At 65.5% G+C, this 26,062-nt stretch carries 27 protein-coding genes and 2 pseudogenes; 10 read left to right on the forward strand and 19 right to left on the reverse strand.

Annotated features, from left to right (window positions below):
- Nucleotides 1-12: 12 nt before the first annotated feature.
- Nucleotides 13-1,288 (reverse strand): annotated as a pseudogene (locus LWH48_RS02760) (O-acetylhomoserine aminocarboxypropyltransferase/cysteine synthase family protein).
- 129 nt (nt 1,289-1,417) lie between these two features.
- On the opposite strand from LWH48_RS02760, the gene LWH48_RS02765 reads away from it, so the two are divergent.
- Complete coding sequence (locus tag LWH48_RS02765) at nt 1,418-3,166, forward strand: SulP family inorganic anion transporter (protein WP_232911167.1); 1,749 nt, start codon at nt 1,418-1,420, stop codon at nt 3,164-3,166.
- A 63-nt stretch (nt 3,167-3,229) separates the two neighbouring features.
- Entirely contained in the window at nt 3,230-3,934 is a 705-nt protein-coding gene (gene csiR, locus LWH48_RS02770; RefSeq protein ID WP_161432066.1) for a DNA-binding transcriptional regulator CsiR, read from the forward strand.
- Nucleotides 3,935-3,948: 14 nt separating this feature from the next.
- Here the strand turns inward: csiR and sugE are convergent, their stop codons facing one another.
- A complete protein-coding gene (gene sugE / locus LWH48_RS02775) occupies nt 3,949-4,263 on the reverse strand; it encodes a quaternary ammonium compound efflux SMR transporter SugE (RefSeq protein WP_161432065.1) in 315 nt (104 codons plus the stop codon).
- Nucleotides 4,264-4,434: 171 nt separating this feature from the next.
- On the opposite strand from sugE, the gene LWH48_RS02780 reads away from it, so the two are divergent.
- Nucleotides 4,435-4,647 carry a ribbon-helix-helix protein, CopG family gene (locus LWH48_RS02780; RefSeq protein WP_232911168.1) on the forward strand — a complete coding sequence of 71 codons (213 nt, stop codon included), beginning with the start codon at nt 4,435-4,437 and terminating at the stop codon, nt 4,645-4,647.
- Between the two features lie 6 nt (nt 4,648-4,653).
- Here the strand turns inward: LWH48_RS02780 and LWH48_RS02785 are convergent, their stop codons facing one another.
- From LWH48_RS02785 to LWH48_RS02795, 3 genes are read right to left on the reverse strand one after another with little or no spacing between them, the layout of a single operon-like run.
- Nucleotides 4,654-5,598: a biotin-dependent carboxyltransferase family protein gene (locus tag LWH48_RS02785; RefSeq protein ID WP_232911169.1), complete on the reverse strand. Its 945-nt coding sequence runs from the start codon at nt 5,596-5,598 to the stop codon at nt 4,654-4,656.
- A complete protein-coding gene (pxpB, locus tag LWH48_RS02790; RefSeq protein ID WP_232911170.1) occupies nt 5,595-6,329 on the reverse strand; it encodes a 5-oxoprolinase subunit PxpB in 735 nt (244 codons plus the stop codon). Before pxpB ends, LWH48_RS02785 begins: the two co-directional genes overlap by 4 nt.
- On the reverse strand, nt 6,326-7,087 hold the full coding sequence (locus LWH48_RS02795) for a 5-oxoprolinase subunit PxpA (protein ID WP_161432063.1): 762 nt from the start codon (nt 7,085-7,087) through the stop codon (nt 6,326-6,328). The genes pxpB and LWH48_RS02795 overlap by 4 nt, the downstream gene beginning before the upstream one ends.
- Before the next feature lie 201 nt (nt 7,088-7,288).
- Here LWH48_RS02795 and LWH48_RS02800 point away from each other — a divergent pair, with 201 nt between their 5' ends.
- From LWH48_RS02800 to LWH48_RS02815, 4 genes are all read left to right on the forward strand, one after another.
- Entirely contained in the window at nt 7,289-8,293 is a 1,005-nt protein-coding gene (locus LWH48_RS02800; RefSeq protein WP_232911171.1) for a TRAP transporter substrate-binding protein, read from the forward strand.
- 78 nt (nt 8,294-8,371) lie between these two features.
- The gene (locus LWH48_RS02805; protein WP_232911172.1) at nt 8,372-8,923 is read left to right on the forward strand and encodes a TRAP transporter small permease; all 552 of its coding nucleotides are present in this window, start codon (nt 8,372-8,374) and stop codon (nt 8,921-8,923) included.
- A 16-nt stretch (nt 8,924-8,939) separates the two neighbouring features.
- Entirely contained in the window at nt 8,940-10,235 is a 1,296-nt protein-coding gene (locus LWH48_RS02810) for a TRAP transporter large permease (RefSeq protein WP_232911173.1), read from the forward strand.
- A 2-nt stretch (nt 10,236-10,237) separates the two neighbouring features.
- Nucleotides 10,238-10,774, forward strand: coding sequence for a winged helix DNA-binding protein (locus LWH48_RS02815; protein ID WP_232911174.1), 537 nt, complete (start codon nt 10,238-10,240; stop codon nt 10,772-10,774).
- A 14-nt stretch (nt 10,775-10,788) separates the two neighbouring features.
- Here LWH48_RS02815 and LWH48_RS02820 read toward each other — a convergent pair whose 3' ends face one another.
- The 4 genes and pseudogenes from LWH48_RS02820 to LWH48_RS02835 all read right to left on the reverse strand — a co-directional run.
- Nucleotides 10,789-11,169 carry a hypothetical protein gene (locus LWH48_RS02820; protein ID WP_232911175.1) on the reverse strand — a complete coding sequence of 127 codons (381 nt, stop codon included), beginning with the start codon at nt 11,167-11,169 and terminating at the stop codon, nt 10,789-10,791.
- Nucleotides 11,170-11,208: 39 nt separating this feature from the next.
- Nucleotides 11,209-11,589 (reverse strand): hypothetical protein, encoded by a 381-nt coding sequence (locus LWH48_RS02825; RefSeq protein WP_232911176.1) that lies wholly within the window; start codon nt 11,587-11,589, stop codon nt 11,209-11,211.
- A 12-nt stretch (nt 11,590-11,601) separates the two neighbouring features.
- Complete coding sequence (locus LWH48_RS02830; protein WP_232911177.1) at nt 11,602-12,150, reverse strand: RES family NAD+ phosphorylase; 549 nt, start codon at nt 12,148-12,150, stop codon at nt 11,602-11,604.
- 127 nt (nt 12,151-12,277) lie between these two features.
- A pseudogene (locus tag LWH48_RS02835) lies at nt 12,278-12,697 on the reverse strand (RNA-guided endonuclease InsQ/TnpB family protein); the annotation flags it as partial.
- A 190-nt stretch (nt 12,698-12,887) separates the two neighbouring features.
- Between LWH48_RS02835 and LWH48_RS02840 the strand changes: the two are divergent.
- Nucleotides 12,888-13,163 (forward strand): type II toxin-antitoxin system RelE/ParE family toxin, encoded by a 276-nt coding sequence (locus LWH48_RS02840; protein ID WP_089675872.1) that lies wholly within the window; start codon nt 12,888-12,890, stop codon nt 13,161-13,163.
- A gap of 16 nt (nt 13,164-13,179) precedes the next feature.
- Nucleotides 13,180-13,485, forward strand: coding sequence for a HigA family addiction module antitoxin (locus LWH48_RS02845; protein WP_089675871.1), 306 nt, complete (start codon nt 13,180-13,182; stop codon nt 13,483-13,485).
- 51 nt (nt 13,486-13,536) lie between these two features.
- Here the strand turns inward: LWH48_RS02845 and LWH48_RS02850 are convergent, their stop codons facing one another.
- The 6 genes from LWH48_RS02850 to LWH48_RS02875 all read right to left on the reverse strand — a co-directional run bounded on the left by LWH48_RS02850 (nt 13,537) and on the right by LWH48_RS02875 (nt 20,771).
- The gene (locus LWH48_RS02850; protein WP_332875605.1) at nt 13,537-14,265 is read right to left on the reverse strand and encodes an RNA-guided endonuclease InsQ/TnpB family protein; all 729 of its coding nucleotides are present in this window, start codon (nt 14,263-14,265) and stop codon (nt 13,537-13,539) included.
- A gap of 322 nt (nt 14,266-14,587) precedes the next feature.
- The gene (locus LWH48_RS02855) at nt 14,588-14,989 is read right to left on the reverse strand and encodes an antitoxin Xre-like helix-turn-helix domain-containing protein (RefSeq protein ID WP_232911180.1); all 402 of its coding nucleotides are present in this window, start codon (nt 14,987-14,989) and stop codon (nt 14,588-14,590) included.
- Between the two features lie 69 nt (nt 14,990-15,058).
- Entirely contained in the window at nt 15,059-16,882 is a 1,824-nt protein-coding gene (locus LWH48_RS02860; RefSeq protein WP_232911181.1) for a protein kinase domain-containing protein, read from the reverse strand.
- Between the two features lie 5 nt (nt 16,883-16,887).
- The gene (locus LWH48_RS02865; protein ID WP_232911182.1) at nt 16,888-18,531 is read right to left on the reverse strand and encodes a dihydrolipoyllysine-residue acetyltransferase; all 1,644 of its coding nucleotides are present in this window, start codon (nt 18,529-18,531) and stop codon (nt 16,888-16,890) included.
- A 37-nt stretch (nt 18,532-18,568) separates the two neighbouring features.
- Nucleotides 18,569-19,546: an alpha-ketoacid dehydrogenase subunit beta gene (locus LWH48_RS02870; RefSeq protein ID WP_232911183.1), complete on the reverse strand. Its 978-nt coding sequence runs from the start codon at nt 19,544-19,546 to the stop codon at nt 18,569-18,571.
- 1 nt (nt 19,547) lies between these two features.
- On the reverse strand, nt 19,548-20,771 hold the full coding sequence (locus tag LWH48_RS02875; RefSeq protein ID WP_232911184.1) for a thiamine pyrophosphate-dependent dehydrogenase E1 component subunit alpha: 1,224 nt from the start codon (nt 20,769-20,771) through the stop codon (nt 19,548-19,550).
- A 133-nt stretch (nt 20,772-20,904) separates the two neighbouring features.
- On the opposite strand from LWH48_RS02875, the gene LWH48_RS02880 reads away from it, so the two are divergent.
- The gene (locus LWH48_RS02880; protein ID WP_232911185.1) at nt 20,905-22,050 is read left to right on the forward strand and encodes an RNA-guided endonuclease InsQ/TnpB family protein; all 1,146 of its coding nucleotides are present in this window, start codon (nt 20,905-20,907) and stop codon (nt 22,048-22,050) included.
- Between the two features lie 203 nt (nt 22,051-22,253).
- On the opposite strand, the gene LWH48_RS02885 is transcribed toward LWH48_RS02880, so the two are convergent.
- Genes LWH48_RS02885 through osmF form a run of 4 tightly spaced genes read right to left on the reverse strand, consistent with a single transcriptional unit; the run spans nt 22,254 to nt 26,032 of the window.
- Nucleotides 22,254-22,979 carry an ABC transporter permease gene (locus LWH48_RS02885; protein WP_232911186.1) on the reverse strand — a complete coding sequence of 242 codons (726 nt, stop codon included), beginning with the start codon at nt 22,977-22,979 and terminating at the stop codon, nt 22,254-22,256.
- A 2-nt stretch (nt 22,980-22,981) separates the two neighbouring features.
- Nucleotides 22,982-23,938: an ABC transporter ATP-binding protein gene (locus LWH48_RS02890; protein ID WP_232911187.1), complete on the reverse strand. Its 957-nt coding sequence runs from the start codon at nt 23,936-23,938 to the stop codon at nt 22,982-22,984.
- Complete coding sequence (locus tag LWH48_RS02895) at nt 23,935-25,113, reverse strand: ABC transporter permease (protein WP_232911254.1); 1,179 nt, start codon at nt 25,111-25,113, stop codon at nt 23,935-23,937. Before LWH48_RS02895 ends, LWH48_RS02890 begins: the two co-directional genes overlap by 4 nt.
- A gap of 7 nt (nt 25,114-25,120) precedes the next feature.
- Nucleotides 25,121-26,032: a glycine betaine ABC transporter substrate-binding protein OsmF gene (gene osmF / locus LWH48_RS02900; RefSeq protein WP_232911188.1), complete on the reverse strand. Its 912-nt coding sequence runs from the start codon at nt 26,030-26,032 to the stop codon at nt 25,121-25,123.
- Nucleotides 26,033-26,062 lie beyond the last annotated feature (30 nt).

The raw sequence follows: 26,062 nt of genomic DNA on the forward strand, positions 1-26,062 counted from the left end.
CCCCGGGACGTCTCAAGCCTGGCTCGCCGCCAGCGCCTGGTCGAGGTCGGCGATGATGTCGTCGACATGCTCGATGCCGATGGAGAGGCGCACCATGTCCGGCGTCACGCCCGCCTTGACCAGCTCCTCGTCATTGAGCTGGCGGTGGGTGGTGGCGGCCGGGATCGACGAGCAGGTCTTGGCGTCGCCGATATTGACCAGGCGCAATACCAGCCCCAGGGCATCGTAGAAGCGCGCGCCGGCTTCGCGGCCGCCCTTGATACCGAAGCTGAGGATGCCCGAGGCGCGACCGCCCATGTACTTCTGCGCCAGGGCGTGGTCCTTGTGGGTCTCGAGGCCGGCATACTGCACCCAGGTCACGGCGTCGTGGCCCTGCAGGTACTCGGCGATGCGCTGGGCGTTGTCGCAGATGCGCTCGATGCGCAGCCCCAGAGTCTCGAGGCCCTGCAGCAGCTGCCATGCCGCCTGGGCGGAGAGTGCCGCCCCCATGTTGCGCAGCGGGACGACGCGGGCGCGCCCGATGAAGGCCGCCTCGCCCAGGTCACGGGTATAGCAGACGCCATGGTAGGAGACATCCGGCTGGTTGAGCAGCGGGAAACGCTCGGCGTTGTCGGCCCAGGGGAACTTGCCGGAGTCGACGATCACCCCACCCACGGTGGTGCCATGGCCGCCGATATACTTGGTGGCCGAGTGGATGACGATATCAGCGCCGTGCTCGATGGGCCGCCACAAGAAGGGCGTGGGCACGGTGTTGTCGACGATCACCGGCACACCGTGGCGATGGGCGATCTCGGCCAGGGCCTGCATGTCGACCACGCCGCCGGAGGGGTTGCCGACACTCTCGCAGAATACCGCCTTGGTGCGCTCGTCGATCAGTCCCTCGAGGCCGGCGAGATCATCCTTGTCGGCGAAACGTACCTGGATCCCCTGGCGCGGCAGGGTATGAGCGAAGAGATTGTAGGTGCCGCCGTAGAGCTCGCTGATGGAGACAATATTGTCCCCCGCCTCAAGCGATGGTCTGGATGGCGTAGGTGATCGCCGCCATGCCCGAGGCTACCGCCAGGCCGGCGATGCCGCCCTCCAGCGCCGCCACGCGCTGCTCGAGCACCGCGCAGGTGGGGTTCATGATCCGCGAATAGATGTTGCCCTCGACCTTGAGGTCGAACAGGTCGGCGGCATGCTGGGCGCTGTCGAAGGAAAACGAGGTGGTCTGGTGGATCGGTACCGCCACCGCATGCTGGTCGTCGGGGGCATAACCGTGATGGAGGGCGATGGTTTCGCGTTGCATGGCGTGTCCTTGCGTGTTGTGGGGCTGTTGTGGGGTGTTGTCGGTTTCACCCGATGCTAACCAACCCTGAACGTAAGCACTAATATCGTTTAGGCTAACGCCTTATTCCCCAAGCCGATCAGGGACAGGATGCTCAAGCGCTATCTGCCGGTACTGACCTGGCTGCCTCACTACAACGTTCGCCTGCTGGGTGCCGACCTGTTGGCGGGGCTGATCGTTACCATCATGGTGATCCCCCAGTCACTGGCCTACGCGCTGCTCGCCGGACTGCCGGCGGTGGTGGGGCTCTACGCCAGCCTGCTGCCGGCGGTGCTCTACGCCCTGCTCGGCACCAGTCGCACCCTGGCGATCGGCCCCGTGGCGATCATCGCACTGATGACCGGCGCAGCGCTCTCCAATGTGGCCACACCAGGCAGCGACGCCTACCTGCAGGCGGCGCTGGTCCTGTCGCTGCTCTCCGGTGCAATGCTGGTCGCCATGGGCCTGCTGCGCCTGGGCTTCTTCGCCAACTTCCTGAGCCACCCGGTGATCGCCGGCTTCCTCTCCTCGTCGGCGCTGTTGATCGCCATCAGCCAGACGGCCCACCTGGCGGGGATCTCGGCCAGCGGCTACAACGCCCTCGACCTGCTGACCAGCCTTGCCAGCCAGCTGAATCGGCTGCACTGGCCCACCCTGGCGATGGGTCTGGGGACCCTGCTCTTCCTGGTCGTCAGCCGCCGCTATGCCACCCGCCTGCTGACGCGACTGGGGCTCGCCGCCTCCACCGCCGGCCTGGTGGCGCGCAGCGGCCCGGTGCTGGCGGTGGTCGCCACTACCTTGCTCAGCTGGCACCTGGGGCTCGCCGAACGCGGCGTCGCCGTGGTCGGCGCCATTCCCGCCGGGCTGCCGCCGCTGACCCTGCCGAGCATGGACCTCACCCTGTGGCGCGCCCTGCTGATTCCCGCCCTGCTGATCAGTGTGGTGGGCTTCGTGGAATCGATCTCCATGGCTCAGATGCTCGCCGCCAAGCGGCGCCAGCGCATCTCCCCCAACCAGGAACTGGTCGGACTGGGTGGCGCCAATCTGGCCGCGGCCTTCACCGCCGGGATGCCGGTGACCGGGGGACTATCGCGCACCGTGATCAATGACGAGGCGGGAGCCCAGACCCCGCTGGCCGGACTCTTCGCCGCCCTGGGCATCGGCCTGGTGACGCTGCTGTTCACCCCGCTGCTCCACCACCTGCCCATTGCCACCCTGGCCGCCACCATCACCGTGGCGATCCTCACCCTGGTCGATATCCCGCTGATTCGCCAGACCTGGCGCTACTCGCGCAGTGACTTCTCGGCCATGGCGGTCACCATCCTGCTGACGCTGGTAGAGGGGGTCGAGGCGGGCATCATCAGCGGCGTGCTGCTCTCCATCGGGCTCTTCCTCTACCGCACCAGCCGCCCCCACAGCGCGGTGGTGGGTCGCATCCCCGACACCGAGCACTTCCGCAGCACCCAGCGCCACGAGGTCGAGACCCTGAGCAGCGTGGCCTTCCTGCGCATCGACGAGAGCCTCTATTTCGCCAATGCCCGTTACCTGGAGGACACGGTGCTGCGCATGGTGGCGCGTCAGCCGGGCCTGGACCACGTGGTGCTGATCTGTTCGGCGGTCAACCTGATCGATGCCTCGGCACTGGAGAGCCTGGACGCCATCAACGAGCGCCTCAGGGAGGCGGAAGTGACGCTGCACCTAGCCGAGGTCAAGGGCCCGGTGATGGACCGCCTCAAGCGCAGCGACTTCCTGGATGACCTGACCGGCCGAGTTTTTCTCAGCACCTATGCCGCCTGGCAGGCACTCAAGCCGAGCCCGGCAGACGACGCTGACAGCGAGGAGCCGGGTCTGGCCCAGTGAGGCATTACCGAGAGTGGCGATATTCGGCTATCATGTCAGGCACATGGACAAAATGACGACAGCATGGACTCTTCGACTCTCGACAACGCGGCGACCCGCGAGAACCTCGGTATCAGCGCCTATCACCGCCTGAAGAAGGACATCATCCGCAACGTCTTCAAGCCCGGCGAGAAGCTGCTGATGAGCCGGCTGAAGGAGCGCTACGACCTGGGCGTCGGTCCCCTGCGCGAGGCACTCTCCCAGCTGGTGGCGGAGCGTCTGGTGGTGGCCATCAGCCAGCGCGGCTTTCGGGTGGCACCGATGTCGCTGGCCGAGCTGGCCGATCTCTACGATGCCCGGGCCCAGATCGAGGGGCTACTGCTCCGGCTCGCCATCGAGCGTGGCGACGACAGCTGGGAAGCGGAGATTCTGGCCCGGGCCCACACCCTCTCCAAGGTCATGAAACTGAACTCCGCCGACGAGCTGCTCGACGTCTGGGACACTCGCCACCAGGCCTTCCATACCGCCATCGTCAGCGGCTGTCAGTCACCGCACCTGCTGCAGATCCGCGAGAGCCTGTTCGACCAGGTCGAGCGCTATCGCCATCTGTGGCTGCGCGAGACGGTGCTCTCCGAAGCGGCGCTGGCCCGAAAGCACCAGGAGCACACCGATCTGGTCGAGGTGATCCTGGCCCGGGATATCGAACGCGCCACCGAGATGATGCGCGAACACCTGATGACACCGGTACCGATCATCACCGAGGCGATGCGCCATCAGGGGCTGACCTGATCCCCTACTCAGCATCACCCCGCCAGCTTGAGGCCCACCAGCCCCACCAGCACCAGCGCGAGGCTGGCCAGGCGCAGCGGAGAGGCGCTGTCACCGTAGATCAGGATACCGAGCAGCACCGTGCCCACTGCCCCGATGCCCACCCACACCGCATAGGCGGTGCCCACCGGCAGTGCCTTCATGGCCTGGGCCAGCAGATAGAAACTGACCAGCATCGTGGTCACGGTAAACAGGCTTGGCCACAACCGGGTAAAACCTTCCGAGGCCTTGAGCCCTAATGCCCAGGCCACCTCCAGCAGCCCCGCCAGGACCAGTAGCGTCCAGGCCATTCCCATGGTCGTTCATCCCTTGCTTGGCGAGGCCGTCCCCGCAGCGTGGAAGGCAAGCCGGGTCGTCCCGGTGCCACACTCCTTAAAATCTGTCATGGTAGCGACATGAAGGCCTGCAAGGATGGCCAATGTCGGGTAACACGGCAAGCCTCTAATAATGGAGAACGTGACATGCCTCATCTACTGCGACTTCCGCGTGAACTGGATGAACGTCTCGAGCACCTCGTCCAGACCACCGGCCTGAGCAAGACGCTACTTATCGAACGCTGCCTGGAAGGCGGCGTCGCGGCACTCGAGGCCGAGCTGCTGATGGAGGGCGGCCAGGCTTCCCGGGCGCCCACCAGCATCGACCAGCTGCTGCGCGAGAGCGGCCTGGGCGCCTGAGGGCGTTCAGCCGGCCACGGCGTCGCGGAAGCGGCGTTGCCTGGAAAGCGCGCGCTCCAGCGTGGTGGCGGCCAGGCGCACCTCCTGGCCCGGCAGACACTGGGCCAGGCGCGATGCTGACAGCGGCGTCAGCGCTCCCAGCCGCGGATAGCCGCCGATGGTCTGACGGTCGTTGAGCAGCGCGATGGGCTGCCCGTCGGGGGGCACCTGCACCGCCCCCAGTCCGATCCCTTCCGAGATCAACGAACCGATCCGGCACGTCAGCTTCGGTCCGGTCAGGCGCACTCCCATGCGATCGGCACGATCATCCACCCGCCAGGGACGGTTGAAGGCGGCGAACAGGCTGTCACCGGTAAAATCAGCCACCTGGGCACCCGGCAGCAACCCCAGCGTTGCCGGCGAGGCATAGTCCGGGCATTCCGCCGCGGGTACCCCCTTTTCCTGGACGCGCCGACCAGCATCGGCGGTCACCGCCAGACGATCACCGTCCGCGAGCTTGCCACCGCGTCCATCGAAACCGCCCAGCCCCTCACGCACCACGCAGCTCACGCTGCCCAGCACCGGCTCGGCCTGGAAGCCCCCTGCCACGGCCAGATAGGCCCTCAGGCCGTTGCGCGGCGCAGCGAATGCCAGGGCCTGACCTTCCCGCAGGCTTACCGGCTGCCACAGGGAAAGAGGCCTCCCCTCCAGGGTGGCACTCAGGTCGCCCCCCGCCACTGCGATCGTCAGGTCACGCTCGGCAACCAGCTTGAGACCGCCGAAGGTGATCTCCAGCGCCGGGGTGCCCCAGGCATTGTCGACCAGGCGGTTGGCCCAGGCCCAGCCGTGAAGGTCGGCCGGGCCGCCCTGGGTCACACCAAGGCGGCGCACGCCGAACCGACCGGCGTCCTGCAACAGCGCCAGTGGGCCGGCACGCTCAACACGAAATCCGATAACGGTATATTTACTCATTTGTGCCCCTCCACCGGCGTCGCATTGCCGCCCTGGCGCTCGAAGGTAGCTCGATCCACCGGCACGAAGCGAACCCGGTCCCCCACCTTAAGCAGGCTGAAGCCCTCACGATCACGATCGAACAGGCGTGCCGCGGTGCGCCCGAGCAGGTTCCAGCCGCCCGGTGATACCGCCGGGTAGGCAGCGGTCTGTCGCCCGGCGATGGCCACACTGTTGACCGGCACCCTCTGGCGGGGCGTGTCGAGCCTCGGAACCTCGAGGCGCTCATCGAGCAACCCCATGAAGGCGAAGCCGGGGGCGAACCCCAGGGCGAAGACGCGATATTCCCGCCCGGCATGGCAGTCGATCACTGCCTCCACGCTCATGCCGGCATGCCGCGCGACTCGCTCGAGGTCCGGGCCCACGCTGGGGTCATACCAGGTGGGCAGTTCACGCACCTCACCACCCGCGGCCACCGTCTCCGGCTCGAGATCCACAAGCAGCGCCGCCAGGCGTTGCCTTGCCGAGGCAGGCGAGAGCCGAAGCGGGTCGAACACCACCAGCAGGGTGGTGTAGGACGGCACCAGGTCGACCAGCATTGCACCGAACTCGGCCTCGCAGCGGCGTGCCAGCGCGCCCAACCAGGCCAGGTTCTCCTCATCGATTCGTTCGAAGAGCCGCACCATCCAGCCATCCAGGCCGGCCGACTCGATGCGTGGCAATCCTTCCTTACGGTTCATCGCGCGACTCATGCCTCGGCTCCGAGCCGGCACAGGGCCTCGCGGATCGCCTTCACCGCGGCGATGGACTCGGGGTTGTCGCCATGCACACAGAGGGTATCGGCCGCCAGTATCAGGTCGCTGCCGTCGCTGGCGACAAGCGGCTTGCCGCTGGCGATGCGTACCGCCTGATCGACAATCACCTCGGGGTCGTGGTGTACCGCCCCCAGCTCGCGGCGGGAGACCAGCCGGCCCTCGCTGTCGTAGGCGCGGTCGGCGAAGGCCTCGAACCACAGGGTGACGCCCTGCTTTTCGGCCAGTTCACGCACCGCAAGGGTGTCCCGGGTGGCCATGGTCATCAGCGGCAGGCCGGGGTCGAAGGCGAGTATCGCCCGCATCACCGCCCCCATGATCTCGGGTTCGCGGGCCATGTCGTTATAGAGGGCGCCATGGGGTTTCACATAGTTCACCGATACGCCCTCGGCGCGACACAGCCCATAGAGCGCCCCCAGCTGATAGAGGACCAGGTTCTCCACCTCCTCTGCCGAACAGGCCATGGAGCGACGGCCGAAGCCCACCATGTCCGGGTAGGCGGGATGGGCGCCTATCCGCACCCCATGCTTGGCGGCCAGGCGGACCGTCATGCGGATCACATCGGGATCCGAGGCGTGAAAGCCGCAGGCCACGTTGGCCAGGTCGACGTGAGGCATCACCTCATGATCCATCCCCATCACCCAGGGGCCAAAGCTCTCGCCCATATCGGCATTGAGCAGCAAGGGACGTGACGGCATGCGAGTCTCCTGATCAAGATTATGAAATTAATTTATCAGCGTTTTACCAATAACACATCATCCATTCATCTAGGTATCGTTGACTCGACAAACGGCCAGCGCCTAACCTCTCGGCCTTCCACCCACTACACTCTGAAAGCGTAGTCGGTGACATCTCCCATGTGACCTTCACAACAACGATCATTACACGAGGACATCTCGATGCCTGCTATCCAATCGCGGCTTCCCCACCTGGCCACCGCCGCGGCCCTCGGCGTCAGCCTGGCTACCCTCGGCACCTCTGCCCAGGCGGCCACCGAGTGGGACATGCCCACCCCCTATGGGGATCGCACCTTCCATACCGTGAACATTCGCGAGTTCACCGACGACGTGCGCGAGGCCACCAACGGCGAGCTGGATATCACCGTGCACTCCAACGGCTCACTGATCGGCCACGCCGAAATCAAGAACTCCGTACGCCGGGGCATCGTGCCCATGGGCGAGGTGATCATGTCGCGGCTGGCCAACGAGAACCCCATCTTCGAGGTGGACTCGGTGCCCTATCTGGCCGCCAGCTACAAGGATGCCTGGACGCTGTGGGAGTCTTCTCGCGAGATCATCGCCGAGGAGCTCGAGCAACAGGGCCTGCGCCTGCTGTTCGCCGTGCCGTGGCCGCCCCAGGGCATCTACACCAACCAGGCCATCGAGAGCGGCGACGACCTCAGGAACCTGAGCATGCGCGCCTACAACACCGCCAGCGAGCGCATCGCCCAGCTGGTGGGCGCGGTGCCTACCCAGGTCGAGGTCCCCGACATCCCCACCGCCTTCAGCACCGGTCGCGTCGAGGCCATGATCACCTCGCCGGCCACCGGTGCCGACACCAAGGCCTGGGACTACCTGAGCCACTTCAACCACGCCCAGCTGTGGCTGCCCAAAAACATGATCATCGTCAGCGAGAAAGCCTTCTCGCGCCTGGATGAGGCCACCCAGCAGGCACTGCTCGACGCCGCTGCCGAGGCCGAGACCCGCGGCTGGGAGATGAGCCGCCAGGAGACCGATGACGCCATCGCGGTGCTGGAGGAAAACGGCATCGTGGTCAGCGAGCCCAGCGAGGCGCTGGCCGAGAAGCTCAAGGAAGTGGGCGAGACCATGACCCAGGAGTGGGTCGAGAGCGCCGGTGAACAGGGTCAGGTGATCCTCGAGGCCTACCAGAGCGCCCGGGAGTAATCCCGACCCGACCGCCCCGGCCACTGGCCGGGGCGATCCCGAGCTTTCCAAGGCCAAACTCCCCACGGGATGCCATCCATGACCTATCGACTACGCCCACTGTATAACCTCGGCGGCTATCTGGCCGCCGCCTGCCTGACCCTGATCTGCCTGTTGATTACCGCCCAGATCGTCGGCCGCATCATCGACCAGATCGCCACCGCCATCGGCGGCGAGCGGATCGGCCTGGCGATCCCCGGGCTTTCCGATATCTCCGGTTTCCTGCTGGTCGGCGCCAGCTTCCTGGGACTCGCCTATACCTTCGTGCACGGCGGTCATATTCGCGTCACCCTGCTGATCGGCCGCCTGCCCCCGGCGCTGCGCGCCTGGGTAGAGGTCTTCTGCCTCTCCATCGCGCTGGCCCTTGCCCTCTATCTCGCCTGGTACCTCTACTGGCTGCTCGACGACAGCATCGCCTTCAACGAAACCTCCTATGGACTCGTCAGCATCCCGCTGTGGATTCCCCAGTCGGCCATGCTCAGTGGCGTGGTGCTGTTCTGCCTGGTGCTGATCGAAAGCCTGGTCCAGACGTTGATTGCCGCCGTGCGTGCACCGCACGCCTTCACCATCGACGACAGCGGCCACGAGTGAGCCCCGGAGACTCCCTATGCTTATCATGATGCTGGTCCTCTTCGGCGCCCTGCTGCTGCTGCTCGGCAGCGGCATCTGGGTAGGCTTCTCGCTACTCGCCCTGGGCTGGCTGGGCCTTTCCCAGTTCACCTCGATGCCCACCGGCGATATCATGGCCTCGGATATCTGGGGCTCCAGCTACAGCTGGGAGCTGACCGCCCTGCCGATGTTCATCTGGATGGGCGAGATCCTGTTCCGCTCGCGCCTGGCCGATGACATGTTCACCGGCCTGTCGCCCTGGATGCAGCGCATCCCCGGCCGCCTGCTGCATACCAACGTGGTGGGCTGCGGACTGTTCGCCGCCGTCTCGGGCTCCTCGGCGGCGACCTGCGCCACCATGGGCAAGATGACCATTCCCGAACTGACCCGCCGCGGCTACGACGAGAGCCTGATCATCGGCACCCTGGCCGGCTCCGCCACCCTGGGCCTGCTGATTCCGCCGTCGATCATCCTGATCGTGTTCGGCGTGGCCACCGACCAGTCCATCTCGCGCCTATTCATGGCCGGCATCCTGCCTGGGCTGATGCTGATCTCGCTGTTCGGCCTCTACCTGATGCTGTGGTCCTGGCGCTATCCGGATCGCGTCCCGCCCGCCGAGGAGAACCTGCCACTGGCCGAGAAGCTGCGCCGCGCACGCCGCCTGATTCCCATGCTGGCGCTGATCGTCGGCGTCATCGGCTCCATCTACACCGGCCTGGCCTCCCCCACCGAGGCGGCCGCCGTGGGTGTCGTACTCTCGCTGATCCTGGCCCGCGTACAGGGCAACATGAACCGCACCACCTTCCGCGATGCCCTGCTCGGCGCGGTGCGCACCTCGACCATGATCGCCTTCATCCTCGCCGGCGCCTCGTTCCTGACTGCTGCCATGGGCTTCACCGGCCTGCCCAGCGACCTGGCTGCCTGGATCGGCACCATGGACCTGTCGCCCTGGATGCTGCTGGCCGCCCTGACCCTCTTCTTCGTCCTGCTGGGATGCTTCCTCGACGGTATCTCGGTGGTGGTGCTGACCACCTCGATCATGTTGCCCATGGTGGAAGCGGCCGGTATCGACCTGATATGGTTCGGCATCTTCCTGGTGATCGTGGTGGAGATGTCACAGATCACGCCGCCGGTGGGCTTCAACCTCTTCGTGCTCCAGGGCATGACCGGGCGCAACATCCTCTCCATCGCCTGGGCCGCCATGCCGTTCTTCTTCCTGATGATGCTCGGGGTGGTGCTGATCAGCCTGTTCCCCGCGATCGTCACCTACCTGCCCAACGCCATGAGCAACTAGACATGCCAGCATCCTCCACTTCCTCCCCCAAGGGCCGCACCAGCGGCCCTATCGTCTCCTCGGAACACCTCTCGCACCGGGCCCAGGAGCAGTCGGAGTTCGAGTTCGGCCTGATCATCGCGTCCCACGCCTTCACCCGCTGGATGGTACGCTGCATGACCGCCGCCGGTTACCCGGAGCTGGGCCCCCTGGACGTGCTGGTGCTGCACAGCGTGAACCATCGCAAGCGCGCCAAGCGACTCTCGGACATCTGTCTGGTACTCAACGTCGAGGACAGCCATACCGTGACCTACGCGCTCAAGAAACTCACCAAGCTGGAACTGGTGCTCGGCGAGAAGCACGGCAAGGAGACCTTCTTCCGCACCACCGATGTCGGGCGCAGCACCTGCCAGCGCTATGCCGAGATTCGTGAGGACTGTCTGATCGAGTCGCTCTCCTCGCTGGGTATCGAACCCGAGGAGACCAGCCGGCTGGCCGGCATGCTGCGCGCCATGTCGGGTCTCTACGACCAGGCCGCCCGGGCGGCGGCCTCGCTATAGCCCGCGAGGCGGTCTCAGCCCGCCTCGCGGGCGTAGAGTCGCCGCGCCCGCCACAGGCTGAACATGAACAGCAGCGAGCTGGTGGCCATCGAGGCCCCTAGGGAGAGCATGAATACCACCATCCCGGGTAACCGACCCACGCCTAGATAGCTCACCGCACAGAAGGCCAGCAGGCTGAGCATGCCGCGCTGGGTCATGCTCACCGTCATACGCGCCACCTCCGCCCCGTAGCGTTCATGCAGCGCCCAGGCGATGGTCAGGATGCCGGCCGGAAATCCTAGGATGATGCCGGAGAAGCCCGGTCCCGCCCGGGCCGCCAGGGTGGTAGCCAGGCTCACCAGCCCACCGGCAAGCAGCCCCCGCAAGAGCAGGTCGAGCCATCCCGAGCTCGCCACCACCACCGGCTGCCCCAGCCTGAGCCAGCGATTGATCCCTTAGGCCACCAGCAGCACCACCAGATAGGCCCCCAGGGCGCCCATCAGCCCACCCGGCAGTTGGGTGAACAGCAGCGCCGCCGGTACCCACAGCAGGCTGGCAAGCCCCAGGCTCTTCACCGCCGACAGCCGGGCGGCGCTGATCACGAAGCAGACCGTGAACAGCAGTGTGGCCACCAGCGCATGCAGCGTCGAGAGCACCGCCTCCTGCACGAAGGCCGGGGCCTGCTCGCGCAGCATGAAGAAATACCCAGGCCCCAGGATCACCGGGGTGCCGGCGAGGATGCCGCCCAGGCGCGGCCCCACCCGGGCCACCGCCAGGGCGACGAGGATGACGATGCCGGCGGTGGCCAGCAGCTTGAACAGCATGGGCTCTAACATCTGGGTTCCTGTTCAGGGGGAGGACAGCCGGTTAACGCCGGTGATGGTGCCATTCCAGACCATCTCATAGTGAGCGGTCTGGACCATAGAGATCACCGGTTTCGGGGTAAGCAGCGCACAGCAGGCAGCACCGGGACGGCGTACCGAGCGGTAACGAAGCCCCGGCAGGCCGGCGCGTTTAACGCTTTGCCCCAATGTCCGGGCCGCCGTGTAGTCGTCCAGGTCATACATCGGGTGAGTTGCGGCGAGTCCGAGAGCATCCAGCATGGCTGTCTCGTGGAATCGGCACTTCAAGCCCCGCAACACGAAGCGCTCATAGTTAAGATCAGGCAGATTGCGCCAGTAGGCCTCCTGATGATGTCGCACCTCGGACAGTGCTGTAGCCAAGGCATCGGCAATATATAGCACACCGTACTCTCCCGAGCTGAAGCGCAACCCTGCCGGATTGGCGTAGGTGAAAGGTGCCACGGCATAGGAGCAGCCCGGGGTATCAAAGGGAATCTCCTCGATGGGCAGCAGACTCAGACCCCCTACCTCGGCGCGTAGCCGGGGGTTGGTCAATGCCTGGAGCTCTTGACCTCCTCCCCTCCCTTCGCACTATCGCGACTCAGGAAGAGGATTCCCTTTCGGGTGCCAGCCCGATCGCTCGGGTGGCCGGTTCCTGCTGCTGACGGCCTTACCGCACCGTTCACTTCACAGGCTCTACGGACAAATCCTGCCCTGAAAGGTACTCATGCGCTTTCACCAGGATGTTCCTAGCGCCGACGACCTCAGCGTGGTCGGCATGACCACAGGCCTGGCAACGAAAGCTTGCTCGACTGAGGCGGTTGGCCGCCTCAACATGCCCGCACTCGGGGCACGTCTGGCTGGTGTGGTGAGGTGGCACGGCGACCAGCAGGCCGCCCCGCCACGCCTGCTTGTAGGTAAGCTGGCGCCGGAACTCGAACCAGCCTTGGTCGAGAATGGCCTTGTTCAGCCCCGCCTTTTGTTTCACCCGCTTGCCCGGTGCTGCAAGGCTGCCTTTGGCGGAGGCCGACATATTAGACACCCGCAGATCCTCGACGGCCACCATGGCGTGGTTTTGGCTGATGACGGTCGAGAGCTTGTGGAGGGTGTCGTGACTGTAGGTGGAAAATAAAGTCGCATCCCTTTGGCTCTCATAACCCTTTGATTCATCGTGAACCTATGGAGCCTCCATGAGATAAAGTATCATCTTTCTAGGTTCATATGAGGCGCTATCACGCCCGCACTGTAATCTAACGCTTTACAGGTGTAATCTATCAGGCTACACTAACCCCATGATCAAGACCTTCAAGAGCAAGGACCTGGCGACTCTGTGGGAAACCGGTAAATCCAAGATCGACAAGCGTATGCATAGGCGCATCCTGATCCGGTTGGCCGTGATCAACGAGGCCGCAAGCGTTGAGGAGATCAACTTACCGGGCTATAACTTCCACGGCTTGCAAGGCTTCAACCCCAAACGTTACACCGTGCATGTGAACGGTCCATGGTGCCTCACTTTTGAATTCGAGGGAGGCAACGCCTATCAGGTTGATTTTGAGCAATACCACTGAGTGAGGTGGAACCACTATGACTATTACCGCAAAGCAGAACCCCAACCTTTGCCCGCCGCACCCCGGAGAGGTGATCGAAGACATGCTGGAGGATTTGGACTTCAGCAAGAGTGCCATCGCGAGGATGCTGGGCATCTCACGCCAGCAGCTGCACGCCATCCTGGCCGCGCGTAAGCCAGTATCGCCAGAAATGGCAGCACGTCTTGGCAAGCTATTCGGCAACGGACCCAGCCTATGGCTGCGTCTTCAGGCGGCTCACGACGCCTGGCATGCCGAACGCGAAGTAGACGTCAGTGCGGTGCCTTCACTGAGTGTGGCCTGAAAGTATTCAGAAGCAGATCAGTGCTGAGCCTGCGGGGATGAATCTTTATTTCTAGGGATGAAACTTTGTTTTCATCCCACAGTGACGGACGTTGGCGGCTTTCTGGTGCAGCCGGGCGATGCGAGCTTTCTGCTTATTCCAGTTCCGGGAGAACCGGGTCTTGTGCTTGAGTCGGCGTTGCGCCGTGGCGATACGCTGTTCCAGTTGCCGGAAGCTGTTGCGTCCGGCATGGGGAGTGCCATTGGAATCCACGGCGAAGTGCTTAACGCCCATGTCCAGGCCCACGGCTGAGGTGGCTGGGTGCCGTGGCGGCTCCGCCACCTCGAGCTCAACCTGGAAACTGATGTGCCAGTGGCCGCCATCGAGGCCCACGGTGCAGCTGGTGATCTTGCCCTCTACCGGACGCGACTGACGAAAGCGCACCCAGCCCAGGCCGGCGGGCAGCTTCACGCGACGATGATCGAGCCGGCAGTATTTGGGAAAGTTGACGAATCGGATGCCGTCGCGTGACTTGCCTTTCTTCTTGAAGCGAGGCGCGTCGGCGGCCAAGCCCGGAGTGAAATGCCGCTGCCAGGCCGTGTCGAGGTCGCGGAGCTTCTGCTGGAGGTTGTCGGTGTAGGCCTCAGTGAGAAAGGACGTGGCCTCCTGGCGTTTCCAGGTGGTGATCCAGCCGGCCATGGTGCCATAGCGCGGCACCCGTTCGCCCCGCTGGCGGGCCGCGAGGCATTCGGCCAAGGCGTGATTCCAGACGAAGCGTGCATGACCGGCCAGTACGCGCAGCCGCGCCGCCTGTTATGGCGTCGGGTCAAGGCGATACTTCAAGCCGAGCTGGCGCTTCATCAAGACCGCCTCATGACTGTACATGCGTACATAGTAGCAGTGACAAAGGGGGCTGCAAAGGGCACCCCAGTGAGCCTGCGGCTCACACCGCATTCCCCCGCACACCTTGGACGGTGTGGGTACCCTGCAGATTCTGGATGGAGGGCCTGGAACTCATCCGCATTGGCAACATCGTCGAAGAGGTGGATGGGTGGGAACTTGGAGTTGACCAGGCGATAGCCCTGCTGCTCACCCGCCACCAGCCGCGGTAGCGATGACAGTGCTACCACTGGGCGCCTCGCAGGTTATCGATATGGCGAAAGACATCGTAGAGCGCCAGCATGTCGCCACCCGAGATCACCTCGAGCGGCGAGCGTCCATAGAACGGCGCATTATGGTTGGCCATGGCCATAAAGCCATAGAGGTTGCGGGGATTGTCGAAGAGGACCCGCAGGCTTGCATGGAGGTTAAGCACCAGGCTGACACGCGTCAGCTGATCCTCGTCCAGGTTGACCCGCCACTCGGGATCAGCTCGCTTGGCCTGGGCATAGGTGCTGCGCGACACCCTCAGGATTGCCGCGACCTGTTCACCGCTCGCTCCCCATTTCTTCAGGATCGCGACGGCAGACTTCAACCCAGTGGCACTTTTCGACCTGTCGGTTGCCGGTGCTTCCATGGTGACCATGGTTAACCCCTTCGCGCCATGTGTCTACAGACACAATAATAGTAAAATTATCACGAGACACGGAGCATTCTAGTCGAAGAACTGGCGAGGGTTGCGCGGGTAGAAGCGCTCGGGCTGGCGCTCCACATGGGGGAAGAAGCGGGTGTCCTTGTAGGGCATCTTCATGAAGCCGGAGACGCCGAGCCCCTCGATCAGCCCCACGGCAGCGAGGATCTCCTCCAGCCGGGCTCGGAACTCGGCCTCCCGGGAGGGATCCAGCAGGCGGTAGTAGCTGTGGATCTTCAGATGCGCCGGCAGCGCCTCGAAGATGATCATGCCGGTGTGGTGAATATCGTTGAGGGCCTCCAGCGAGCTGATGATCGCCTCGGGCAGCACCAGGAACTCCTCGGGGTCGGGACCATCCTCGAAGTAGCTGTGCAGGCGCGCCCGATCCTCCAGTTCCGGCACCGCACTCACCTCGTAGTGCAGCCGCATGCCCGGCTCGATCTCGAATGGTTGCTCCGGGCTCTCACGCTCCAGGTGCAGGGTATCGCGGGCATTGAACAGGCAGCTCTTGAAGATCCCCCGACGGTAGATGGCCCGCGCCAGGTTGACCATGTTGTTGACCGCGGCGATGAAGGCCGGCTTCAGCGCCGGATCATGCAGGTTCAGGGTGGTATCGATATACACCCCGTCGCTCTCCCAGCGTACCGCCAGTCCCCCCACCACCGGATAGCGGCCGAGTCGACTCACCGCGGCGAGAAAGGCCTTCTCGGTCTCCCCCATGCCCTGCATGAAGTTCTTGTAGTAGCGATCGAGCTGCACATCATTGACGTCGTTGAGGGTCTCCGGAGCGCCCTCTTCGCGCAGGAAGGCCTTGCGCGAGCTGTATACCACGGTATCGATCTCGCGGCTGGTGGGGCGTGCCCATACCGGTACCAGCGCCACCTCGGCCGCCTCGGGCAGGTCGATCATCACGGTGCGCGCCAGGCGCGGCATCTCGCGGATGAAGTGGTCGCCGGCCTTGAGCCGCAGGCGCGGGTCGGGATCCAGCATGCCGTCGAGCATGCGCGCGAACTCCACCGGCAGCCCCAGCGAGGTGGCCGGGATGGCGTGATAGCCGAAGCGACAGGACTGCGCCGAGGCCAGCGCATACAGGGTGCCGGCGGCGCCCTGCTCGTCGAAGCGCGGCGAGGAGAGCGCCCCGTTCAACTGCTCCTCGCCGATGAAGTAGACATCCCCCAGCCGGGCATTGGTCTGCTGCAGGTTGTCGGACATCAGCTCCATGACATTGGAAGCCACGAACTGCTGGTTGGCATCGAGCTGGGCGAACACCGAGGAGCCCCAGTCGATCAGGGCGATGGTCTCGTCGCGGGCATCGAACACCAGGTTGGAGGGCTTGATATCGCCATGCACGATGGGCTTGCCGGCGGGGCCCGACTCGCGCCGCAGGGCGCGCAGGATATCGGCGAGTTGGTCGGCGATGCGCACGACCAGCCGAGGCGAGAGTCGCCCCTCACGCAGCGAGACCTCCTCGAGGTTCAAGCCCGGCGCACGCTGCATCACCAGGATCGACTGGTGTCGCACCCGCTGATAGGCGATCAACCGCGGCACCCGCGGATGGTCGACCTGCTCCAGCATGAAGGCCTCCTCCTCGAGGCGATCCTGCAGATGCTGGGGCAGGTTGACCCGGGTGAACTTGAAGACGTACTGGTCCCCCAGGGCGGTGACGCCGGCGAAGACGAAGCCGTAGGCACCCTTGCCGACCAGCTCGATATCCCGATAGCCAAGCTGCTCCAGCTGCTCCTGGCAGAGCGCCACCCACGCCTTGAGCTTGCGGGCGTCGTCCTGGCTGAGCAGGTAGACCGACTGCTCCTCGGGGATATAGAACTGCTGCAGGGGCGCCTGGGGCATGGGTATCAGCTCAAGTTCAGCAGCATCGTCTCGGGCGCTTCCAGGTAGCCCTTCCAGGCGTTGCAGAAGCGCGCGATGGTGCCGCCGTCGATGACCCGGTGATCGCCGGCCCAGGTCACCGTCATGATCGCCCGCTTGACCACCCGATCCTCGGCATCGAAGCGTGGCAGCCACTGGGTCTTGCCGATGGCGACGATGGCCAGCTCCGGGGCATTGATGATGGGGGCCGCATAGGTACCGCCCAGGGCGCCGATATTGGAGATGCTGATGGTGCCCTCCCGCAGGTCCTCCTGGGCCACCTTGCCCGAGCGCGCCGCCTCGGTAAGTCGCGCCACCTCGGCGGCGATGCCCAGCAGCGAGAGGCGCTCCACACCCTTGACGTTGGGCACCAGCAGTCCCGCACGGCTATCCACCGCCATGCCGACGTTGACCGAAGGCAGGTAGTGAATCTCGTCAACCGCCTCGTTGAGGCGCGCATTGAGGATCGGTGCCTCGCGCACCGCCAGCGCCATGGCCTTCATGAAGAAGGGCATCAGCGTCAGGCGCACCCCCTCGGCCTCGGCCATCGGCTTCAACCGCTCGCGCAGCGCCAGCAACTCGGTGACATCGATCTCCTCCCCATACTGGAAGTGGGGAATGGTGCTGGCCGCCTCCACCATGCGTCTGGCCATCACCGCGCGCACCCCACGCAGCGGTTCCACCCGGGGCTCTCCCTGGGCGGGGGGCGCAGAGGAAGCGGCCGTCGCCTTCTCGCCGGCGGCGCTCGCCTTGCCTTGCTCGAACTCGCCCTTCTCTAGCTTGCCCTTCTCTAGATAGCTCAGCACATCCTCCTTGAGCACGCGCCCCTGCTTGCCGCTGCCGGGGACCGCTTCCAGGGAGAGGCCGTGCTCGCGCAGCAGCCGTCGTACCGCCGGCGCCGCGGGGATCCGTCCAAAGGGGCCCCGGCCAGGCTCTGAGGGGCCCCGGCCAGGCTCTGCCTCCCGTGCATCGCCACTATCGGCGGACGATACACTTCGGGTCACAGGCTTCGGCTCTGGCTCGGCGGCGCCGGAAACCTCGCTACCCTCGCCTTCGGCATGTTCCGGGCGATAGGCATAGAGCGGCGCATGGACCCGGGCGATCTCGCCCTGGGCGACATGCAGCTTGCTCACCACCCCCGCCTCGGGCGCGGTGATTTCAACCAGCGCCTTGTCGGTCATCACATCGACCACCGGTTGGTCCTCGGCGATGGTCTCGCCCTCCTGGACCCGCCACTCGACCACCTCGCACTCGACGATCCCCTCCCCCACATCGGGCAGGATAAAGTCCTTGGTCTTGCCTCCGGTGGCAGCCGGCGCAGGCGAGGGCTCCGGCGCGGCTACTTTCTCCGCGGCACCGGCCGACGGCTCGGCAGCCGCCGCGCTCGTTGTCTCACCCTCCGCCTCATAGGCGAACAGCGGCGCATGCACACGGGCCGTGTCGCCCTTCGCCACATGCAGCCGGGTAATGCGTCCCGCCTCCGGCGCGGTGATCTCCACCAGCGCCTTGTCGGTCATCACCTCGACCACCGGCTGGTCCTCCTCGATCACGTCACCCTCGGCCACGCGCCACTCCACTACCTCGCACTCCACGATACCTTCGCCGATATCGGGCAGCATGAAATCGCTCATCTCGTCGTCTCCTCGACTGGTCGCTTCCGATATCGGATCAGAAGGCCACACTGGCCCTGATCGCTTCGAACACCTTGAGGTGGTCCGGCAGGTACTCCTTCTCCAGCGTCAGCGGGAAGGGGGTATCCAGGCCGGTCACCCGGGCGATGGGCGACTCCAGGTAGAGGAAGCAGCGCTCCTGCACTGTCGCGGCGATCTCGCCGGCGAAGCCACCGGTCAGCGGCGCCTCGTGGGTGATCACCAGCCGCCCGGTCTTGAGCACCGACTCCACCACGCTCTCCTCGTCCCAGGGCAGGATCGAGCGCAGGTCGATCACCTCGCAGGAGATGCCCTCCTTCTCGGCCAGCTCCACGGCGCGGTCGATCACCTCCATCTGCGCACCCCAGCCGAGCACGGTGGCGTCGGTGCCCTCGCGGGTCACCTCCGCCTCGCCGAGGGGCAGCTGGTAGTCCTCCTCGGGCACCTCGCCGGTGGAGGCGCGATAGAGCCGCTTGGGCTCGAAGAACAGCACTGGGTCGGGATCGCGGATCGCCGCCAGCAGGAGACCCTTGGCCTGATAGGGATTGCGCGGCACCGCAATCTTGAGCCCCGGGGTATGCGCGAAATAGGCCTCCGGCGACTGGGAGTGGTAGAGCCCGCCGGAGATGCCGCCACCATAGGGCGCGCGGATGGTCAGGCCACCGACGTTGAACAGGTCACCGGAGCGGTAGCGGAACTTGGCGGTCTCGTTGACGATCTGGTCGAAGGCCGGAAAGATGTAGTCGGCGAACTGGATCTCAGCCACCGGCACCGAGCCCTGGGCGGCCAGGCCGTTGGCGAAGCCGAGGATGCCCTGCTCGACCAGCGGCGTGTTGAAGCAGCGCGTGCGGCCGTACTTCTCCTGCAGGTGGCTGGTGGCGCGGAAGACGCCGCCGAAGATGCCGACGTCCTCGCCGAAGCAGAGCACCTTGTCGTCCTCGGCCATGGCGATATCCAGGGCGTTGTTGATCGCCTGCAGCATGTTCATGGTCGGCATCTCACTCCCCTCCCTGGGCATCGGCTGCGCTTTCGTTGTCGCGGACCTTCACGTCCGGGTCCAGGGAGCGTGCCCCCTTCGGGTAGCTCTCCGGATACTGGCGGATATGAGTCTTGAGGCGGTCGAGCTGGCGCTGCAGCGCCGGGGTGACGTCGGCATAGACATCGCTGACCAGGCTGTCCAGCGGGGGTGGCGGGCGCTTCTCGGCGCGCTTCATGGTCTCCAGCACCTCGCGGCGCAGCGACTCCTGCAGCGCCTTCTCCTCGTCGTCGTTCCACCACCCCTGCTCGGTCAGCCAGTGCTGCATGCGCAGGATCGGATCCTTCTCGCGCCAGGCCTCCTCCTCCTTCTTCGAGCGATAGCCCGAGGGGTCGTCCGAGGAGGAGTGGGCCGCCAGACGATAGCTCATCGCCTCGATCAGTACCGGCTTGTTGTGCTCCACGGCGATGCGCCGCGCCTCGCGGGTCGCCGACAGCACCGCCAGCAGGTCGTTGCCGTCGACACGGATCACGTGCATGCGGTAGCCGAAGGCCCGCGGCGCCACGCCATCGGCGGCGAACTGCTCGATAGAGGGGGTGGAGATCGCATAGCCATTGTTGCGGCAGAAGAAGATCACCGGCACCTCGTGCACCGCGGCCATGTTCAGGGCGGCGTGGAAGTCACCTTCGGAGGCGGCGCCCTCGCCGAAGAAGCACAGCGTGCAGTGGCCCTCGCCGGCGAGCTTCTGACCGTAGGCGTAGCCGGCGGCCTGGGGAATCTGGGTGGCCAGCGGCGAGGAGATAGTCATGTAGTGCAGCTTGCGCGAGCCGTAGTGGATCGGCATCTGCCGCCCCTTGCCGTAGTCGAGCTCGTTGCCGAACAGCTGGTTCATGAACTCGTCGTAGCTGAAGCCGCGATAGACCAGCGCGCCCTGCTCGCGGTACTGGGCCATGATCATGTCGGCATCGTCGAGCGCCGCCGTGGCACCGATCACCGCGGCCTCCTCGCCGGTGCACTGCATGTAGAACGACAGCCGGCCCTGGCGCTGAGCCGCCATCATTCGCTCGTCGAGTACCCGGGTGGCCACCATGGTGTGATAGATCTTCAGCGCCTGCTCGCGGGAGAGCTCGGGCGCCTCGGCGCCGTCATACAGGCTGCCGTCCTGCTTCAGCAGGCGGAAGGTGGGAATGGAGAACTCGTCGCCGCTGAGGAACTGCGGCGAATGGATATCTTGTGTCGTTGTCATCAAGTTTTGCGCGAGATACCCGGTACTTTAAGTGCCGGGAGGGATAGCGCGTCGTCCGCAAGGACGACCCTGTTCTCGCAGCCTCCTTCTTTGATGGTTGCTATCTACACATGTTTTTTCATACAGTATGTGTATGACAAAACGCGCTTACCGATACCGCCTTTACCCGACGCCCGAACAAGAGCAACTTCTGGCCAGGACGTTCGGGTGCGTGCGTTTTGTCTACAACGCGGTGCTTCGCTACCGCACCGATGCCTTCCATGAGCGGCGAGAAAGAATTGGCTATGTGGCCGCGAACGCCGAGCTGTCGCGGATGAAAAAGTCCAGCGAGACCGCGTTTCTCAACGAGGTCAGCTCGGTGCCGCTTCAGCAGTGCCTTCGCCACCAACAGACGGCCTTCAAGAACTTCTTCGAGGGTCGTGCCAAGTACCCGAACTTCAAGAGCAAGCGACACCACCAGTCGGCGGAATTTACGCGCTCGGCGTTCAAGTACCGTGACGGAAAGCTGTTTATTGCCAAGTGCAAGGAGCCGCTCCCGGTGCGCTGGAGTCGCGAGCTGCCCAGCGAACCGACTACCATCACCGTGTCCAAGGACTCGGCGGGGCGCTACTTCGTCGCGTGCCTGTGCGAGTTCGACCCCGAGTCGCTGCCTGTTACCCCGAAAATGGTAGGTATCGACCTCGGCCTGAAAGACCTGTTTGTCACCAGCGACGGGCATCGAATCGGCAATCCCCGCCACACGGCGAAGTACGCGACCCGTCTGGCCAAGGCGCAGCGTCGGCTGAGCAGGAAGACGCTCGGCTCGAAGAACCGTGCCAAAGCCAGGCAGAAGGTCGCTCGCCTTCACGCCAAAATCTCCGATTGCCGGATGGACCGCTTGCACAAGCTGTCCCGCCAGATTGTCAACGAGAACCAAGTGATCTGCGTCGAGTCCCTCAAGGTGAAGAACATGCTGCGCAACCGCGCGCTGGCCAAGTCGATCAGCGATGCCGGCTGGGGCGAGTTCGTCCGGCAGCTGGAGTACAAAGCGGCCTGGGCGGACCGACAGGTGTCGGCGATCGACCCGTGGTATCCCACCAGCAAGCGCTGCTCCGGCTGCTGGCATGTGATGCCCGAGATGCCGTTGCAGGTTCGCGCCTGGACGTGCCCCGAGTGCGCAGCGGAACACGACCGCGACATCAACGCCGCGATCAACATCAAAGCCGCCGGGCTGGCGGTGTTAGCCCTTGGAGAGAATGTAAGCGGCATGGAGCCAGCCTCCGTGTCCGATTCTCGGTGAATTGGGAATCTCCTTCCTTCAGGGCGGGGAGCAGTCAACTTGGCATCCTCTACCCCTTTTGAGGGCAGTGTTGTCGCTTGTCTCGCCCCTTGCCAGGAGGATCACTCCCGAGGGGTCAACGCAGCCCCAGATGACGTTAACGTAAACTGGTAAGTATCGACAGCAGAAAGGCCTTCACCTTTGGTCGATATCAGCAGACGATATTACTGCCTTGCTGGCACCAACCGGGCAAACAAGCTATCAACCGCCAGCGCCAGCAGGCCGATCATCACGGCGCCTTGAAGGATATAGGCGGTATTGCCGTTGACGATGCCGGCGATGATCGGCGCGCCGAGGTTGCTCGCCCCCACCGTGGCCCCCAGCGCTGCCGTGGCGATGTTGACGGTGACCGAGGTGCGGATGCCGGCGAGGATGATCGGTGCCGCGAGGGGCAGCTCCACCTGCCATAACCGCTGGCCGCCGCCCATGCCCATGCCGCGAGCGGCCTCCTCAACCGCGGGATCGAGCCCTTCCAGTCCCGCCAGGGTATTGCGCACGATCGGCAGCAGCCCATAGAGCAGCAGCGCCACGATGATCGGCCAGGTGCCAAAGCCCAGCACCGGCACCGCCAGGGCCAGCACCGCCACCGGGGGGAAGGTCTGTCCCATGGAGGCGAACTGCGCCACCAAGGGCAGGAAATCGCGCCCCCCGGGGCGCGTCACCAGGATCGCCGCCCCCACCCCGATCACCACTGCCAGGCCGGAGGCGATCGCCACCACCTGCACATGGCGCGCCAGCAAGGTCAGCAGGTCGGCCTGGGGGTAGAGCACCCGGCGGGCATCGGGTTCGCTCCAGCGAAGCAGCGGCTCGAGCCACTCGCCCCCCACTGCCAGGGCCAGCAGCAGGGCGAGCCAGACCAGCGGCGCGGACCAGCGTGTCAGGAGGGCCATCCTCACGTGTCACTGCCTCCCTCGCGACCCGCCCCGACGATACGCCGCAGCGAGAGCTCCCCCACTGGCATCGCCTCGTCGTCGACCACCGCCAGCCTGTCGGCATGTTCACGGAACATCACCGCCAGGGCCTGGCGCAGGGTGGCGTCGCGATGCACCCGGGCCTGGGGCAGCAGACGCGGCGAAAGCGGTTGCATGCGCTCGGCCACCCGAGTAATGGCGGCCTCCTTGAGGCCGCGATCATCCCCGCCCAGCAGCGATGCCACAAAGTCATCGGCCGGTGCCCGCAGCAGCTCGAGGGGCCTGCCCTGCTGGACGATGCGTCCGGCATTCATCACCACCAGGCGGTCGGCCAGCGCCAGGGCCTCATCCATGTCGTGGGTCACGAAGACGATGGTCTTCTGCAGGCGTGACTGAAGGTCGCGTAGCTCGGCCTGCAGGCCCTCGCGGGTGATCGGGTCCAGGGCGCCGAAGGGCTCGTCCATCAGCAGGATATCGGGATCCGCCGCCAGCGCCCGAGCCACGCCAACCCGCTGGGCCTGGCCACCCGACAGCTGGGACGGGTACTTGTCGGCGAACTGCTCGACGGAAAGCCCGAGCAGCGCCATCAGCTCCTCGACGCGCTCATTGACCCGGGCCGCCGGCCACTTGAGCAGCCGCGGCACCAGGCCGATGTTGCGGGCCACGGTCCAGTGCGGAAAGAGCCCGGTGCTCTGGATGGCATAGCCGATCCGCCGGCGCAGGATCCGCCCGTCGAACTCGCGAATCGGCCGCCCGTCGATATGGATCTCGCCGCCATCATGCTCGATCAGGCGGTTGATCATGCGCAGGGTGGTGGACTTGCCACAGCCCGAGGTGCCCACCAGGGCGCACAGCTCGCCCCGATTCACCGTCAACGAGATGGCATCCACCGCCGTCTCGCCACCGAAACGCTTGGTGACACTCTTGAGTTCGATCATGGGGTGGCTCCCGGGGCCAGGTCGGTGCGGTGATCGAGGCGCCGCGTCAGGGCACCCAGCAGGGCATCGGCAGCCAGCGCCATGGCCAGTATCGGCAGGGCACCGAGCAGCACCAGATCCATGGCCGCCTGGCCCAGCCCCTGGAAGATGAAGGTGCCCAGGCCACCGGCGCCGATCAGCGCCGCCACGGCGGTCAGGCCGATCGCCTGGACGGTGGTGATGCGCACGCCCTCGATGACCACCGGCAGGGCCAGCGGCAGGCGCACCTGGCGAAACACCTGGCCACGGCTCATGCCCATGCCGCGTGCCGCCTCCAGCACGCCGGGGTCCACCTCGGAGAGGGCGACGAAGGTGTTACGCACCATGGGCAAGAGGCTATAACCGAGCAGCGCCAGGAAGGCCGGCGCCCAACCGATCCCGCTCACCCCGAATGTGGCGAGCCACTCGAACCGAGAGGCGAGCCAGGCCAGCGGTGCCAGCAGCAGGCCGAACAGCGCCAGGCTGGGAATGGTCTGCAGGAAGTTGAGAAGCGCGAAGCCGAGACGCTCGACACGCGGATTCTGACGCATGGCCAGGGCGATGCCCGCGCCCACCACCAGGCTCGTGCCTACTGCTCCACCCACCAGCAGCAGGTGGTCGACCACCGCCTCCAGGAAGGCACCGCGGCGGCCTGAGAGCTCCTGCCAGAGCGCCAGTGGCTCGAGCCAGCCGGCCGCCAACCACCAGCCGCCCAGCACGGGCAGCATCAGCAGCGCCAACCGCCAGCCGGCCAGGGCAAGGCGCGTCCGCAGCTCAATCAACACCAGCGAGAGCCAGAACAGCATCAGCCACCAGGCCGCGCCGATACCCAGCCGCGCCTGAGGCAGCTCGGGGTCGAGATGCCGTGACGCCATCAGCGCCAGCCAGGCCGGCAGCGCCAGCAGCAGCAACAGGGTCAGGCCCAGCGCCAGGCGATAGTCATTCCGGCCGGGCCGCCAGGCCAGCGCCAGCAGGCCCACCAGCGGCAGGCAGCTCACCAGCGCCAGCGGCCAGCCGATGGTCGATGCGATGACGTGGGCCGTGCCGGGCACGATCCGGTTGGGGGCGATGCTCCCCAGAGGGAGCGAAAGCCAGGTCACCAGCGCGACCAGTGCCAGCGACAGCATCACCCGGTTGATAGGCGCGTCCCTGCGCAGCACTCGCCTACTCCTCCAGGCTGGAGAGGAAGTCGGCGGCCACATCGGCCGGGGCACGCCCGTTCACCGCCACATCACCGTTGAGCCGCTGCAGGGTATCGAGGTCCAGGGCCTCGAAGACCGGCGCCAGCAGACTTTCGATCTCCGGCCAGGTCTCCAGCACCTCGGAACGCACCACCGGCGCCGGCTGATAGACCGGCTGAACGCCCAGGGTATCCTCCAGCACCACCAGGTCCAGCGCCTTGAGGCCGCCGTCGGTGCCATAGGTCATGGCGGCATTGACGCCGCTGGTCTGCTGGGCGGCCGCGCGCATGGTGGAGGCGGTGTTGCCCCCTGAGAGCACCAGCAGCTGATCATCGTCCAGTTCGAAGCCATAGGCCTGCTGGAATGCCGGCAGCGCCTGCTCGGATTCGACGAACTCGGCACTGGCGGCGAACTTGAACTCACCGCCCTCGTCCAGATAGCGAACCAGGTCCTCCAGGGTCGCCAGCTCGTGCTCGCGGGCCAGTTCGCCGCGTACGCTCATCGCCCAGGTGTTGTTGGCCGACGCCGGCGTCAGCCAGGTCAGGCCGTTCTCGGCGTCCAGCTCACGGACCGTCTCATAGGCGGCCTGGGGATCGTGCCAGACGTCGCTGTCGGTCATGTCGAAGAAGAAGGCCCCGTTGCCGGTGTACTCCGGGTAGAGATCGATCTCGCCAGCCAGCAGCGCCTCGCGCACGATACTGGTGGCGCCCAGTTGCAGGCGCTCTTCCACCTCGACACCGCCGGCCTCGAGGCGCTGAATGATCAGCTCGCCCAGCACCGAGCCCTCGGTATCGATCTTGGAGGAGACCGTGACCGGCTCCTGGGCATGCAGAGGCGAGGCGCCAAGTGAAACGGCGGCGGCGAGGCTGGCGATGGGAAGCAGGGCGTGTCGCATGGCGAAATACCACCTGGCGGGTCATGGATG

Origin of the sequence: Halomonas sp. G15 (genome assembly GCF_021282295.1) — a bacterium.
Classification (GTDB): Bacteria; Pseudomonadota; Gammaproteobacteria; order Pseudomonadales; family Halomonadaceae; genus Halomonas; species Halomonas alimentaria.

Bases quoted from the DNA above. Each gene is read 5' to 3' on its own strand.
- LWH48_RS02765 (WP_232911167.1), top strand. From the start codon at position 1,418: ATGCTCAAGCGCTATCTGCCGGTACTGACCTGGCTGCCTCACTACAAC.
- csiR (WP_161432066.1), top strand. From the start codon at position 3,230: ATGGACTCTTCGACTCTCGACAACGCGGCGACCCGCGAGAACCTCGGT.
- sugE (WP_161432065.1), bottom strand. From the start codon at position 4,263: ATGGCCTGGACGCTACTGGTCCTGGCGGGGCTGCTGGAGGTGGCCTGG.
- LWH48_RS02780 (WP_232911168.1), top strand. From the start codon at position 4,435: ATGCCTCATCTACTGCGACTTCCGCGTGAACTGGATGAACGTCTCGAG.
- LWH48_RS02785 (WP_232911169.1), bottom strand. From the start codon at position 5,598: ATGAGTAAATATACCGTTATCGGATTTCGTGTTGAGCGTGCCGGCCCA.
- pxpB (WP_232911170.1), bottom strand. From the start codon at position 6,329: ATGAGTCGCGCGATGAACCGTAAGGAAGGATTGCCACGCATCGAGTCG.
- LWH48_RS02795 (WP_161432063.1), bottom strand. From the start codon at position 7,087: ATGCCGTCACGTCCCTTGCTGCTCAATGCCGATATGGGCGAGAGCTTT.
- LWH48_RS02800 (WP_232911171.1), top strand. From the start codon at position 7,289: ATGCCTGCTATCCAATCGCGGCTTCCCCACCTGGCCACCGCCGCGGCC.
- LWH48_RS02805 (WP_232911172.1), top strand. From the start codon at position 8,372: ATGACCTATCGACTACGCCCACTGTATAACCTCGGCGGCTATCTGGCC.
- LWH48_RS02810 (WP_232911173.1), top strand. From the start codon at position 8,940: ATGCTTATCATGATGCTGGTCCTCTTCGGCGCCCTGCTGCTGCTGCTC.
- LWH48_RS02815 (WP_232911174.1), top strand. From the start codon at position 10,238: ATGCCAGCATCCTCCACTTCCTCCCCCAAGGGCCGCACCAGCGGCCCT.
- LWH48_RS02825 (WP_232911176.1), bottom strand. From the start codon at position 11,589: ATGTTAGAGCCCATGCTGTTCAAGCTGCTGGCCACCGCCGGCATCGTC.
- LWH48_RS02840 (WP_089675872.1), top strand. From the start codon at position 12,888: ATGATCAAGACCTTCAAGAGCAAGGACCTGGCGACTCTGTGGGAAACC.
- LWH48_RS02845 (WP_089675871.1), top strand. From the start codon at position 13,180: ATGACTATTACCGCAAAGCAGAACCCCAACCTTTGCCCGCCGCACCCC.
- LWH48_RS02855 (WP_232911180.1), bottom strand. From the start codon at position 14,989: ATGGTCACCATGGAAGCACCGGCAACCGACAGGTCGAAAAGTGCCACT.
- LWH48_RS02860 (WP_232911181.1), bottom strand. From the start codon at position 16,882: ATGCCCCAGGCGCCCCTGCAGCAGTTCTATATCCCCGAGGAGCAGTCG.
- LWH48_RS02865 (WP_232911182.1), bottom strand. From the start codon at position 18,531: ATGAGCGATTTCATGCTGCCCGATATCGGCGAAGGTATCGTGGAGTGC.
- LWH48_RS02870 (WP_232911183.1), bottom strand. From the start codon at position 19,546: ATGCCGACCATGAACATGCTGCAGGCGATCAACAACGCCCTGGATATC.
- LWH48_RS02875 (WP_232911184.1), bottom strand. From the start codon at position 20,771: ATGACAACGACACAAGATATCCATTCGCCGCAGTTCCTCAGCGGCGAC.
- LWH48_RS02880 (WP_232911185.1), top strand. From the start codon at position 20,905: ATGACAAAACGCGCTTACCGATACCGCCTTTACCCGACGCCCGAACAA.
- LWH48_RS02885 (WP_232911186.1), bottom strand. From the start codon at position 22,979: ATGGCCCTCCTGACACGCTGGTCCGCGCCGCTGGTCTGGCTCGCCCTG.
- LWH48_RS02890 (WP_232911187.1), bottom strand. From the start codon at position 23,938: ATGATCGAACTCAAGAGTGTCACCAAGCGTTTCGGTGGCGAGACGGCG.
- osmF (WP_232911188.1), bottom strand. From the start codon at position 26,032: ATGCGACACGCCCTGCTTCCCATCGCCAGCCTCGCCGCCGCCGTTTCA.